The organism is Lentilactobacillus hilgardii (genome assembly GCF_009832765.1).
Classification (GTDB): domain Bacteria; phylum Bacillota; class Bacilli; order Lactobacillales; family Lactobacillaceae; genus Lentilactobacillus; species Lentilactobacillus hilgardii.
The window spans coordinates 2,340,348-2,354,094 of record NZ_CP047121.1; the positions used below are offsets into that span (position 1 = coordinate 2,340,348).

10 protein-coding genes are annotated in these 13,747 nt (G+C 41.6%); 3 read left to right on the plus strand and 7 right to left on the minus strand.

Annotated elements, in window-relative coordinates:
- Positions 1-80: 80 nt before the first annotated feature.
- Positions 81-785 carry a beta/alpha barrel domain-containing protein gene (locus tag GQR93_RS11220; protein ID WP_004466743.1) on the plus strand — a complete coding sequence of 235 codons (705 nt, stop codon included), beginning with the start codon at positions 81-83 and terminating at the stop codon, positions 783-785.
- A gap of 112 nt (positions 786-897) precedes the next feature.
- A complete protein-coding gene (locus GQR93_RS11225; RefSeq protein ID WP_004466741.1) occupies positions 898-2,241 on the plus strand; it encodes an MATE family efflux transporter in 1,344 nt (447 codons plus the stop codon).
- Positions 2,242-2,325: 84 nt separating this feature from the next.
- Here GQR93_RS11225 and GQR93_RS11230 read toward each other — a convergent pair whose 3' ends face one another.
- From GQR93_RS11230 to helD, 7 genes are all read right to left on the minus strand, one after another.
- The gene (locus tag GQR93_RS11230) at positions 2,326-3,009 is read right to left on the minus strand and encodes a matrixin family metalloprotease (RefSeq protein WP_004466739.1); all 684 of its coding nucleotides are present in this window, start codon (positions 3,007-3,009) and stop codon (positions 2,326-2,328) included.
- Positions 2,996-3,568, minus strand: a complete 573-nt coding sequence (locus GQR93_RS11235; protein ID WP_225430332.1) for a CvpA family protein — start codon at positions 3,566-3,568, stop codon at positions 2,996-2,998. The genes GQR93_RS11230 and GQR93_RS11235 overlap by 14 nt, the downstream gene beginning before the upstream one ends.
- Positions 3,569-3,891: 323 nt before the next feature.
- Positions 3,892-6,426, minus strand: coding sequence for a M1 family metallopeptidase (locus GQR93_RS11240; RefSeq protein ID WP_004466735.1), 2,535 nt, complete (start codon positions 6,424-6,426; stop codon positions 3,892-3,894).
- A 532-nt stretch (positions 6,427-6,958) separates the two neighbouring features.
- Positions 6,959-7,357, minus strand: a complete 399-nt coding sequence (locus GQR93_RS11245; RefSeq protein ID WP_050757965.1) for a type II toxin-antitoxin system HicB family antitoxin — start codon at positions 7,355-7,357, stop codon at positions 6,959-6,961.
- A gap of 444 nt (positions 7,358-7,801) precedes the next feature.
- Positions 7,802-9,355: a glutamine-hydrolyzing GMP synthase gene (gene guaA / locus GQR93_RS11250; RefSeq protein WP_035444674.1), complete on the minus strand. Its 1,554-nt coding sequence runs from the start codon at positions 9,353-9,355 to the stop codon at positions 7,802-7,804.
- Positions 9,356-9,439: 84 nt separating this feature from the next.
- Complete coding sequence (coaA, locus tag GQR93_RS11255) at positions 9,440-10,363, minus strand: type I pantothenate kinase (RefSeq protein ID WP_004466728.1); 924 nt, start codon at positions 10,361-10,363, stop codon at positions 9,440-9,442.
- A 135-nt stretch (positions 10,364-10,498) separates the two neighbouring features.
- Positions 10,499-12,793, minus strand: a complete 2,295-nt coding sequence (helD, locus tag GQR93_RS11260; protein ID WP_004466726.1) for an RNA polymerase recycling motor HelD — start codon at positions 12,791-12,793, stop codon at positions 10,499-10,501.
- A gap of 275 nt (positions 12,794-13,068) precedes the next feature.
- Between helD and GQR93_RS11265 the strand changes: the two genes are divergently transcribed.
- Positions 13,069-13,722 carry a histidine phosphatase family protein gene (locus GQR93_RS11265; RefSeq protein ID WP_004466724.1) on the plus strand — a complete coding sequence of 218 codons (654 nt, stop codon included), beginning with the start codon at positions 13,069-13,071 and terminating at the stop codon, positions 13,720-13,722.
- Positions 13,723-13,747: the final 25 nt, after the last annotated feature.

Sequence of the window (13,747 nt, forward strand, 5' to 3'; positions counted from 1 at the left end):
TATAATCCCGCTTCTTTTAAAAGACGGCCAATATCCCTATAATAATGGTTGAAGACTAATTTTATAAGGGGGATTAGATCATGGATTCAAACGCTAGTGTTAACAAAAAATTTGTCCCGGATATTTCTTCGGAACTCCGACAGGACATCGTTAAGAGCCCGGATGTCATCAAAAATGCGTCCGGTATCCGATTATTTGGTAAGCGAATTAAAAGTATTATCTATACAATGGATGTTGCCGTTATTGCGAATAGTAATGCAGACGCGGTATTGGCTGTTTATCCCTGGACGCCCAACACAAAGATTCTAAGTGCCATTTCTACTGTTTCAAACGTACCGATTTTAGCCGGGATTGGCGGTGGTCTGACAAAGGGCCTGCGTTCGGCAACCATTGGCAGTTTTGCTGAAGAAAACGGTGCCCAGGCGGTTGTCTTAAATGCACCTGCCAAAACCGAAACAATTCTTAGTGTTGAGCACGTTGTTGATATTCCAATCATTTATACGGTTGTTAATGATTCGATTAACGTTAAGGAGCGAATTGATGCCGGTGTAGACGCTTTTAACGTTGCCGGCGGTAAGAATACCGCAAAACTGGTGCGTTGGCTTCGTCGGGAAGTTGCCGATATTAATCCGCATTTTCCGATCATTGCATCAGGCGGCAAAACAAGCGAGCAGATTCAAGAAACGATTGATGCCGGCGCAAACGCCATTACTTTCACGGCATACGGCGTTACCGAATCAACGTTTCAAAAGAAAATGGAAATCTATCGTCGGGATCATCAATAGACGGCATTCTCTTATCTACAAAAGGCACTCGAAATTGTTGTTTCGAGTGCCTTTTGTATCTCAGCCTTTTCCGCCAGTGCTATGATCGATGATAAGAAGATTATTGAGGTAGGTGACGATCATCGCTAATTTAAGAGGAACGCCCATTCCAAATTTAATGTTGAAAATGGCGCCGCCCGTCATGATTTCCCTATTTGCCCAATCAATTTATAACGTCGTGGACAGTTATTTTGTCACAAAGTATGCGCTTGAGGCTCTCACCGCACTTTCAATCATCTACCCCGTGCAACTGCTCATGATCGCCATTGCCACAGGAACCGGTACCGGCATTAATATTCTAATCGCCCACTTGGATGGCAGTCAGGCGGTCCACCGGCAGGAAACCGTTGTTAAAAGTGGTTTGTTTCTTGGGTTTTTAAACTATTTTGCTTTTGCTTGCATTGGCTTGTTATTAATCAAGCCTTATTATCAATTATCCAGTTCCAGCACCACGGTTCAAAGTCTGGGTAGAACTTACGCGTTTATTATTTTAATTGGATCTGTCAGTCTCTTTATCGAGGCAGTCGTCACCAAAATGTTGCAGGCAAAGGGCCAAATGAGGTGGCCGATGATCGCTCAAATTTGTGGCAATCTCATTAACATCCTACTGAATCCGTTACTGATTTTCGGCCGCTTGGGATTCCCAAAGCTTGGCATTGCTGGATCGGCGCTGGCAACAATTACCGGCCAACTGGCAGCACTATTGATTGTGATAAGTCAACTTCATCATTATTATGCTTTGAACGGACAAATCAGCCGCAAAGTGTGCGTCGCTATTTACCATCAGGGTAGTGCTTCAATCCTGCTTCAATCCCTTTATACAGTCTATATTGTCGGCTTGAATTTGATTTTGAAACAGTTTACCGGGTTAGCCATCAATGTTCTGGGAATTTATTACAAGCTTCAAGCTTTTTTCTTTATCCCGCTTGAAGGCCTTCAGCAGGTTATCTTATCCATCATCAGTTTTAGCTTTGGTGCCAAGCAATTGATTAGAATCAAAGAAACGGTTCGACTGGCTTTACTGATTGCTTGTTCCGTCACGATAATTGGTGCACTCGCTTTCATCTGCTTTCCCCGACAATTACTTGGCATCTATTCATCAGATTTTGAATTACGTCAAATTGGCGTTCACGCTTTTCGAGTGATCGGCAGCAGTTTTATCCCTGCCGGCATCTCGATGATGTTGGTTATTTATTTTCAGGCAACAAATCAACTTCAAAAAAGTATCTGGGTGAGCCTGACCAGAGAATTGTTTTTGCTGGTTCCCATTGCCTGGCTGCTTCAATTCTGGGGATTGGCCTACTTTTGGTACACCTTCCCAATTACGGAAATACTCACAACAATTCTTGCAGGGCTACTTTACTTAAAAAAGAATCGTCGACTATATATAGTTGATCGCCGATTTAAAAAGCGATAACACGTTCACTGAAAACACAAAATGGGCCAAGGAACAAGCTGTCGCCAGCAACCATTCCTTAGCCTTTTTTTATGATCGTTTTAATTATTGATAAATTTTTCTAAGCGTTGCTAAATCTTCTTTAGAAAAACTGGTTCTGCCCTGATCAACCGGGAACATAATCGAACTGCGCTTCATGCTGTGATCAAGTCCCAAGACGTGACCGATTTCATGCATTGTCACTGAAAGCTGCATACTGGACTGCGGATACTCAGCGTTCAAACCGGCTTTTCCACGATTCAAGTCATAGTTGTGACTGCCAACCCAAGGATAGATTTTCGGACCACCAAGGCCAAGTTCAACAGCACCGGATCCGGTTTCAACCCGTTTATGATAAACGTAAAACGTGATCTCATTTGATTGAGATTTTGTCTGACCGCTTAGCGGCATTAATTTCACGATACCGGTCTCATTGTACTTATCAACTGCCTGCAAGAAGACCTTCTTTGCCTGCTCAGGAACGCCTGACGCAAAGTGGTAATAATACTTGTTGGATAACTTACGCCCCTGAACAATACTTTCAATCGGCGTTTCACCTGAATTAGTTTGTGCCGTCCCAGCATTTTTAACGTGGGTCGCCGTTTTATCAATTTCAGTCTTTAACATTGCCGGTAAATCAACTGCGTTATTGACCCGTTTACCAATGGACTTCACGGAATCCGGTTGAATAAAAATGTTCAGTGTCAGGAGGACGACCACGACTGCCACTAATCGATTAATCCACTTCATTTGAAGACCCTCCCTGCTTGTTTAAAAACACAATTGACGAGGATAATGCACCCTGCTTAATCGTTTGGGTCCTGGATTCACGCTTGGATAAAATCGGTGTTTTCTTAACGATTGTTTGAGAAATTTGTGATTCTTGATACTGGTCTTGAACCCATGAAATCGGAAAGACAATCAGGATATTTAAAACAAAGAAAATGATTAAATACTGTGTTATGCCACCGATAACAGAACCCAGCAATGAATTTCCCAAATGGAAGCCGGGAACTTTCGCAATCCCGTTCAAGTGGCTGCCCAACATGATGTAAACAGCATGTGTCAGTGCAAACAGAAGGACGAAAGCAACAATGTCCGACACGTAAAGCCATTGGATACCGGGCGCAAAGCCAATTTTTTTAGCGATATTAATCATGATATTAGCGGTTGGCTGAAAATAGTAAATCGCCACCATAAACGATAGAATCAACGATACAATCCGAACTGACTGATTGATGAACCCGGCCCGATAACCACTGATCAGGCCACCAATCAATAAAACGATAATTATCAGATCTAGAATCAATTTGAACTCCCTTTTCATGCTTAAAACAAGACAATCAACACCTTATGATATTGATTACTAAAACCATTTCTAGATTTTACCACATAAACCTTAATTTCGGTAATCCAGGTTAGTCAAGGTTAAGAGAATGTAAGTAAGGTTAAGAAAAGGCGAAGAAATTGTTGAGAAATGATTAAATTAAACTACCCTGCTTAACTGGTTAAAAGCACCATGCACGATTAATTAAAAATGTCATAAGCACGCAAAAAATCCCCTCACTTCACTATGAAGGGATTTTTAACTTTGTTGATATGGATTTAATTGAGGTAGCTTTCAAGGAAAATTTATTTAACAGCCTCACTCACCGCATCATTCACAGCTTGTCTTTCATCCTTAATTAATTTAACGCGGGTTTCAATCACTTTGATATCCATTTGGATTTCTCGAGTCAATCCTGGCGTTTGAATCTTGGGTTCAAAGAACGCCTTGAACTCTGCTAAACGTGTTGGCGTCTTAAAGATACTTGCGATCACAGTAATGTAGGTTGAAAATTCCATATCACCGCCAACGGTATCTTCCAGCCATTGCCAATCGTTTCGAATCCAGTCCCAAGCAGCTTGCTGACCGTCTTCATTTGCCAAAACGCCACGGAACCAAGCCCGCAAATCTTGAGGCTTAATCGTGTTGGCGTCCTCAAAGGATTCGACTAATTTCATAATCAATGCCGGATCAGTCGTGCTGGTTAAAGCAGAGCAGATATCCGATTTATAACTGGCATCGGAAGTTTGCCGATAAGCCGTTAATAACTTTTTAAAGAGCGCCTCACTACCAAAGTTCTTTACTTCGTTTCTCAAAACAAAGACCCGAATAGCGGCTGATAATGTTTCAAGTTTGTCGCTGTTGGCACTAAACAACTCATGAGCCGAAGCAATCGCCTTTTCGTTTTCGGCATACAAAGCGGCATTTAAGACAATTGGTCGTGTTAATTGGTCATCATTTGATTCACCGGCTTTGCCTGTCCATCCCAAACGTGCAACCTGCTTACTACTTAATTGATCAAAGAGCGCCTGCAACTGCTTCTTCTCTTTGGATTCTGCCAATACAAATTTTTTCAAATCATTGGCAATTCGATACAAACCAGCATTCACAATGGTGGCGTGACTGTCCGCAAATTTAGATAATAATGGCACAAGAGCCGCGTACGATAGTTGATGACCTTCAGCCAGATAGCGCAGATCCTGTAAAAGTTGTAATTGAGAAATGGCATCCAAGGAGGTGGCATCAGCCAAAATGTCGTCTAACAATGTCTTGTCGTATTTTACAATAAAGTGTGAGTTGTTGCCGACGTTCAAACGGAACGGTTTGCCGTTAGCCTTACGCAGGTCATTGTAGTTGCCAAGGTTGACCTGCTGTTGATCCATAATTTCAGGAGCAACATCGTAATTACCGTTAAGCGGAATCCGCCACTGACGACCGGCTTCTTTGCCTTCCCCTATGAAAAATTGTTGTTGTGACAGCGTTAAGTTCCCGTCAATCACTGATGCCGAAACAACCGGATAACCCGGTTGATCCAACCAGGAGTTCATGATTGCGCCAACATCGAGGTTTGATGCTTCGCCTAACGCAGCCCACAAATCAGCGCCGGTGGCGTTACCGTAATGGTGAGCCTCAAAGTATTTCTTTAAGCCGGCACGCAAAGCATCGTCACCAAGCAGGGCACGCACCATAACCAGCATTCTGGCTCCTTTGGCATAAACAATTGCGGCGTCAAATAATGCGTCAATTTCTGCCGGATTATTAACCTGAACGTGTACGGATTGAACACCATCCGTGGCGTCACGTTGTAATGCAGCCGGAACATCGGAAGTCTGGAAAGTCTCCCAAATGTGCCAATCCGGTTCAATGGCATCAATGGCAACGTATTCCATCATGTTGGCAAAACTTTCATTCAACCATAAGTCGTCCCACCACTTCATCGTGACAAGATCACCAAACCATTGATGAGCTAATTCATGGGCAATAACCGTCGCTACGAGTTGTTTCATATCAAGTGCGGTATTATCCGGATCGAGAAGCAAATAAGCTTCACGATAGGTGACAAGCCCCCAGTTTTCCATCGCACCGGCTGAAAAGTCGGGCAATGCCAATTGCCAGGAATGTGGAAGCGGATATGGTGTTTGATAGAAGTCCTCATAAAATTCAATTGATCGTTTGGCAATATCAAGTGCAAAGTCGAGTTCATTGGCCTTGTGGGCCTTGGTTGCGAAAACGCCAACTTTAACACCACTTTTGGTCGTCGTCATCTTGCTTTGTAACTCACCGAAAGCAAAGGCGATGAGATAAGTTGACATCCGAACGGTGGTGTCAAAATAATGAACCCCATTTTCAACTTTTTTCTCCGGCATGTTGCTTAAAATGGTTTCTCCGGCATGTTCATCGAACTTAATAGCCAAATCAAAGGTTGCTTTGGCTTCCGGCTCATCAACACACGGAAATGCCTGACGGGCGAAGTTGGTTTCAAATTGCGTACCAATAATTTGTTTCTTTACACCATCAACTTCGTAATAGGATGGATAAATCCCCATCATGCTATCAGTGAGAGATGCTGTATAAGTCACTGTCAATGTTGTCTCTCCAGCTTGGGGCAAGTCAATGCGAATGGCATCATTGTCCCTATCGATCGTAAATGATACATCCTGGTCATTTGCCTGAACGGTATCAACCGCTAAATCTTTTTGGTGAATTGAAATTGTTGATTCTTTAGCATTCCCCGAGATAGTTGTCTTACCGGTAATCTTTTTGTTTTCCCGATTAATATCCAGGTAAATGTTGTAATGTGTTGGTTGGAATGTCTCATAAAAGCGTTTTAATTCAGTCATGTTGTCCTCCCTGGTTTGTTAGATTACATCTATTATACGACTTTGGGGAAGACGTTGTCTGCTTGTGGAATCATTTATCCAAATAGCGGTGAAATGCTTTCACTGGATGATATAAGCTTCTATTGAAAAAATTATTAGCGGCTTCGGTTGAGGACATAATATCCAGATCATTTAAATCAATTTTTGCCACATCGTAACACCACACCTAATGTGATTACACTGATCATTAAAGATATAATCGAAATGATAAACGCAAATATTGTCATTGTAATTACACTCCTTTTTATCTATAATACACCAACAGATTGACATTGCCGTCCGATTGTTAATACTATATCGTTTCTTTTTTGTGCTTGTGATGATGCTTTCCCTTGGAAGATTTTTGCGACAACTTAAATACAATATCTACAGCCGAAAGGAAGCCTCGAAATTAACGATAAACTTACTAACAATTTAATTACAACACAAAAATAGCGTCCATAATCGATAATGGGAGTGAATAAAACAATTTTCTATAAACCCGCAGACTGTTTTATTCATTCAACTTTTCTCTAAGGGCATTAGTTAACACTTCACTAAAATTGATCCCCGCTTTTTTTGCTTTTTCGTCCAGATCCGCGGGAATAGTTGTGTTCTTTTTTACAGTAGGCTTTTTTATTTTTCTTTTAGCATCTTCAAGATCAACAGCAATCATGACCATATAATCACCCTTTTCTTCAGGCTTAATACTTTGAATTGTACTCGGTTTTGGGAGATCTTTACGACTTGCCAAAGCCAGCCCTAAAGCCTCATTGGCGGAATACACAGCTTCTTCCTCTGTTCGGCCATAAGTAATGGCTTCCGGAACATCCGGAAAGGTCACATTAATCGCACTACCGTCTGGTTCGGGACCAAAGATCGCCGGATAAATGACAATATTATTTTTTTTCACTTTTATTTTCCCTTTCATCGATTAAAGTACGAGTAAAACATGCCAAAGTGGCGGACCATCTCAAACCTGCTTGCTTTAGAACGGCTATTCAGTTCTTCTTTGTAACCCACCAAAAATGGAAAACAATGGTAACTTGATGACCCTCTCCATCTTCATATTGTCGGTGAGAACCTCTTTAGCGAACTAATTTACATCCATGTTTCAAAATTAGGCATTCCGTTTTTCTCGCCGTCGCTGGCACTTTTTTATCTCCTCGTACACTTATTATAATGCATCTTATACGTATATTCATCAGTACGCATATACGTATTGATGAACATATTAAAAAAGCCCACCTCAAATTTAATCGATAGCGGGCCTTCGTGTTATTTAATTCGTCAAAACGTTGAGAATTGAGGTTTAACGCTCATGTAGCTCATAGAGCATCACCAAAAAGTGTGTTCCCTATTCCCACTCAATTGTCGAAGGCGGCTTGCTCGTAACGTCATACACGATACGATTAACCCCATCGACTTCGTTTACAATTCTAGTCGAAATCTTTTGTAAGATTTCCCATGGCAAACGGGCAAAGTCAGCGGTCATACCGTCAACTGAATTCACAGCCCGGATGGCAACGGTGTAGTCGTATGTTCGACCATCACCCATGACACCAACACTCTTGAAGCCGGGTAAAACGGTAAAGTATTGCCATACCTTACGTTGCAGACCGGCTTTAGCAATTTCATCCCGTAAAATGAAGTCACTATCACGGACAATCCGCAATTTATCAGGTGTCACCTCGCCCAGCACACGAATGCCAAGGCCTGGTCCTGGGAACGGCTGACGCCAAACCAATGATTCCGGCATTCCCAGCTTTTCACCGATTTCTCGGGCCTCATCTTTAAATAATTTGTTCAAAGGTTCAATCAGCTTAAACTTCATGTCCTTTGGCAAACCACCAACGTTATGGTGGGATTTAATTGTTTGCGCAGTGTCAGTTCCACTTTCAACAACGTCTGTGTATAACGTTCCCTGAGCCAGGAAGTCGATACCATCCAGCTTACGGGCCTCGTCATTAAAGACTTGGATAAACTCATTTCCGATAATTTTCCGTTTCTTTTCGGGATCCGTGACCCCTTCCAATTTAGATAAGAAACGTTCCTGAGCATCAACTTTAATAATGTTAAGGCCAAATTTACCAACAAGGCTATCCATTACTTGTTGAGCTTCGTTCTTTCGTAACAGGCCATGGTCAACGAAGATACTCGTTAATTGAGAGCCGATTGCTTTGTGCAAAAGGACACCCACAACGGAAGAATCAACGCCACCTGAAAGGCCAAGAAGAACCTTCTTATCGCCAACAGTTTCACGAATATGCTGAATCTGAAGGTCGATAAAGTCGTTCATTGTCCAGTTGGACTTCGCATGACAAACGTTAAAGGCAAAGTTCTTCAGAATTTCGTTACCAAACTGGGTATTGCGTACCTCGGCGTGGAATTGGATTCCGTAAAAGTTTCGGTTAACATCCTGCATTGCTGAAATTGGGCAATCTTCACTGGTTGCAACATTTTCAAATCCAGAAGGAACATCGGTTACCAAATCACCGTGACTCATCCATACGGTTTGCTTACGAGGTGTGTTTTCAAACAATACTGCGTCGTTTGAAGTCACTTCAATATCAGCATGACCATATTCTGAGTTATCGGCTTTTTCAACCTTTCCGTCGAGGGTAAAGGCCATTAGCTGCATTCCATAGCAAATTCCTAAAATTGGAATTCCCAACTTGAATACATCAGGGTCAACCCGTAAAGCGCCCTCTTCATAAACACTATTTGGACCCCCAGAGAAAATAATTCCCTTGGGGTTCATTTGCTTGATCTCATTTGCGGACAATTTATGTGACTTAAGTTCGGAATATACGCCTAAATCACGAATTCTACGAGTAATCAATTGGTTGTATTGACTACCGAAATCCAGCACTAAAATCTTATCGAAGCTTGATAAGTCCACGTTTGCCAAATCATACACCCTTTCAAAGTTGCTACATAAATAATAAACGATTTTACTATGATTGGTCAACATTGTTTGGAAAAAAACAAAAAGTCAGTATTTTCTTAAATACAAACGATCAATAATATGATTATCTGTCTTGTGCATAATCATATCAGCTCTTGACCGGGTCGGGAGAATATTTGCTTTCAGGTTGGGTAAATCAATCGTTCTCCAAACATCCTTTGCCATCTCAAAGGCTTCATCACGATCACCGATTGCATATTTGTAGTAATAGTTATGCGGATCCTGAAATGCCGTATCCATCAGCCTGCCAAAACGCTCCAAGTACCATTTTTCAATTAATGATTCCTCGGCATCCATATAAATTGAGAAGTCGGTAAAATCACTAACATAAATCTGTTCATTGCTTGGCAGTTGTAGTGTATTAATCCCTTCTACAATTAACACATCGGGCCGGTCAATGATATCAAACCGGTTGGGAATAATATCATAACTTTGATGTGAGTATACCGGGGATTGAATCACGGGGACACCGGACTTGACGGCATTCAAGAACCGAATCAGTTTCGCCATGTCATAACTTTCCGGAAATCCTTTCCGATCCAAGATTCCCCGTTTTTTTAATTCGGCATTGGAATAAAGAAAACCATCGGTCGTAATCAATTTAATGTTTTCACCGGTAAAATAGTTTGTCAACAGTTCCTCCAAAACCCGTGCAGTCGTTGACTTACCAACCGCTACGCTTCCGGAAATACCGATAATAAACGGCACCGACCTCACCCGCTTGTGCAAAAACCGCGCCTTGATGGTTTGCCACTGATCAAAATTATCTTTCTGCAATCGAATCATATGAACCAACGGTTTAAAAATGTCCGACACATCCTGAATTGAAATCCGATCGTTGAACGCCTTGATATGCCGCAAACCACTCTGCGTTAACGGCAAGTCGATTTCGTTATAGAAATGTTTCCACTGCTCTTTGGTAAACGAATAATAATTGATTAAATCATCCATAAGTTGTTATCTCCGCCCGTCAAGAATACCAATAAATTATAACATCTAACCGTTAGAAAAGCGCCTCTATTCTAAAGATCGGCTTCTCAAAACAAAAGCTGTGACAAGTTATTTACTGACACAGCCTTTGTTATTTCAAATAAATTGATATTCCTCTTCAGGAACGGTTTCAAAAATCGGTGATAATTCTTTGGTAGCCACAATCGTCAAACGATGCATTGCACGCGTACAAATTGTGTAAACCAATTGACGGTCACGTTCATCAGGGTAGCAGGCTTTTGACGCATCCCACATGATGACACTATCAAATTCAAGCCCCTTGGCTAAATAAGACGGCACAATAATAATCCCCTTGACCAACCGTTGATTCTCTGTTCGAATTAAAGTCGATTTCACACCGACTTCGGCCAATTTAGTGGCCAACTGCTGACATTCTTTAAGTGTTTTCCCGATAATCGCAGTTGTCTCATGTTCGGAGAGGTTTTCTTCTGCTTGATTTTTGACTTGTTCTACAGCAGCATCCATCCCGGGGGCAACATGAATCTGTGGTAATTCTCCCTGCCGATTAAATGGTATAATCTCTTCGCCATTTGTCAAAATATGTTTGGTAAAGTTCGTAATTTGTTCCGTTGAACGATAAGACTTGGTCAATTGGACGACCCGTGTCTTCTCGGCTGGGAACATACTTGATAACTCCCCTAACAGTTTTCGACTATTTTCGTGGGTAAAAATTGCCTGATTCAAATCACCCAGCAACGTAAATTTGGCACGTGGAAAACTGAATTTGAGAAATGCCAACTGAAAAGCGGAATAATCCTGAACTTCGTCAATAAACAGATAGCGAATATCCTTATCGCCGCGTTTACCGGTCATCAAATCATACAAATAAATGTACGCGGTCGCATCAGCCAATGACAGACGGCCTTCCTTAAGACGCCCAACCGTTGCATTAATATCCTGCTTCCAGGCTTCAGGTTCAATTCCATGTTGGTCAAGATCCAGTATCTGCGGGACGTTTCTCAGCATATGGACAAATTGGTTGTTAATACTCAAAAAGTGACTGCGAACAATTTGCCGTTGAACCCGTCTAAAAGCTTTAATGACGATTCGACGCGCCAGAAAATTAAATTCTTTGTCAGAATTTAAAATTTCTTCTTCGCCCTCCTTATGCATTTGCATAATTTCTTCACGGGAAAGGTTTTGAACGGCTTCTTCAACCCACTTCTTTTTCATCTCAACGTGAACACGTCGATTTAAGATCTTTAAGAGCTGATCCTTGGTTGCTGACAAACGGTTTCGTAAATTATAGTTTTCATTAAAGCTGTAGTAGATTTCCTGAATTTTTTCCTTTGGAATCAGGACTTTACCATCAAACATCAAATTACGAAAACGCATATCTTCCGTATTCAAGTGATTGGCATAGGCACTGACAGCTTTAAAATAATCCAAGCCGCCTTTAAACTCATTAAGCTGTTGGGTTTTCTCCTCAAGCTGATCATCGAATCGTTGTGAAAGTGTTTCGACCTTAACGCTTGGCAAACGATGGGAGCTGTACTGATAAAAAGTCATCTGAACCATATTTTGCTCACCAAGTTCGGGCAACACTTGATTAATATAATCATTAAACAACTGGTTGGGTGAGAACAAAATAATCTGGCCCGAATTTAAATGGCCTCTGTATTGGTACAGCAGATAGGCAACCCGTTGTAAAACGGCGGCCGTTTTACCAGACCCCGCCGCTCCCTGAACGAATAGCAATTCGGAACTGGTATCCCGGATAATCTGGTTTTGTTCCTTTTGGATCGTTGTCACAATGCTCTTCATCTTGGTATCGGAATGACTACCGAGTGCATCCAAAAGCATTTGATCGCCGACAACTTCTTCAGTGTCAAAAACGGTTTTTATCTTAGAATCTTCAATTTGAAATTGACGTTTTAATTTAACATCAACGGTCTGATCACCGTCCGGCGTCTGATAAGTGACATCCCCAATACCACCATTATAATAAATGCTGGAAATGGGCGCGCGCCAATCATAAATCAGATAGTGATCCGGCTTGTCTGTATACGAAGCCATTCCGATATAAATTGTTTCATCGTGGTCTTCGGTTCCTTCACGAAAGTCGATCCGCGCAAAATAAGGATTTTTCTCAAGTTTATTCAATGTCCCTAATTCACGGGCAGCGTGTTCCTGCCGGTTCTCCCGCTCAGACAACATTTGCTGTTGCTGTCGGATCGACATGGCAGTTTCCATCATGCCACTATAAGTAGACGTCTTGAGATGGACATCATTATTGAAATTAGCGTAAATGTCCTTAACATCTTTCTTAGTGGACTTGATTTTCTTTTCGAGATCGGTTTCTGAAATTTTGATCTTTTTGATGACGCTGTTGAGGTGGCGTTGTTCTTGTATTTTAATATTATCTGCCATTTTGAACCCCCTACAATTATTAGCTTAATAGTTTATCATGTTTCACTCTTTCAGTCCAGTACGTGCATGTGGTTCAGACCAATAATCCGACTGATTTTTGTACAGTTGCGTTAAAGATGATCAAAACAACAAATTTACGAACACTATCAAAAAAGAATACCTGTCATTATTTCTCAGCAAAATTAACTCATTTTAAAAATTGGTCTATCTTCCAAATTCCTAATGAACTATGCTACAATTATTGTAATTCAAGTAAATGTATATGGAGGTTTCTTATGACAATTTCACTATATTTTGTACGCCATGGCCAAACATACTTAAACAAGTACCATCGTATCCAGGGCGTTATTGATTCGTCCCTTACTGAAAAGGGGATCAACGATGCACTTGATGCCGGCCAGCGCCTTAGCACCATTCATTTTGACGCTGCCTATAGTAGTGATCTGCCACGCGCAATTGAAACTGGTCGTTTAATCCTATCGCAAAACCCATCAGACACTAAAACCACTACGCCACTTGCAGGCTTTCGTGAACTAAACTTCGGTTATTGGGAAGGTGAAGATGATGTCAAAACTTGGCATATCATTGGCGGGCCCCATGGCCTGAATTCATTTCATGACATGATTGCCGAATATGGTATCGATAAGGCCGAGGACACAATTGCGGCTGCTGACCCTTACAAAGATGCCGAAACCAGTCAAGCGTTCTGGAACCGGCTTCAACCCGCAATTGATCAGACCGTTAAAAATGCCAAGGATGGCGATAACATTCTGATTGCAACCCATGGAACCCTAATTCGTAACGTTGTTAGCCACTTCAGCGATATCCCGGTTAACGTTTCAACTAAAAACGGCAGCGTCACAAAGGTCAATTGGGATGGGACCAACTATACCGTTGATTATTTTAATAATGTCAGCAAAAATGTTTAGTCAATCATCGATTCTTTAATCCCGG

Excerpts from the sequence above, each read along its gene's own strand:
- GQR93_RS11230 (WP_004466739.1), bottom strand. The coding sequence starts at position 3,009 with ATGAAGTGGATTAATCGATTAGTGGCAGTCGTGGTCGTCCTCCTGACA.
- coaA (WP_004466728.1), bottom strand. The coding sequence starts at position 10,363 with ATGGATGATTTAATCAATTATTATTCGTTTACCAAAGAGCAGTGGAAA.
- helD (WP_004466726.1), bottom strand. The coding sequence starts at position 12,793 with ATGGCAGATAATATTAAAATACAAGAACAACGCCACCTCAACAGCGTC.
- GQR93_RS11220 (WP_004466743.1), top strand. The coding sequence starts at position 81 with ATGGATTCAAACGCTAGTGTTAACAAAAAATTTGTCCCGGATATTTCT.
- GQR93_RS11265 (WP_004466724.1), top strand. The coding sequence starts at position 13,069 with ATGACAATTTCACTATATTTTGTACGCCATGGCCAAACATACTTAAAC.
- GQR93_RS11240 (WP_004466735.1), bottom strand. The coding sequence starts at position 6,426 with ATGACTGAATTAAAACGCTTTTATGAGACATTCCAACCAACACATTAC.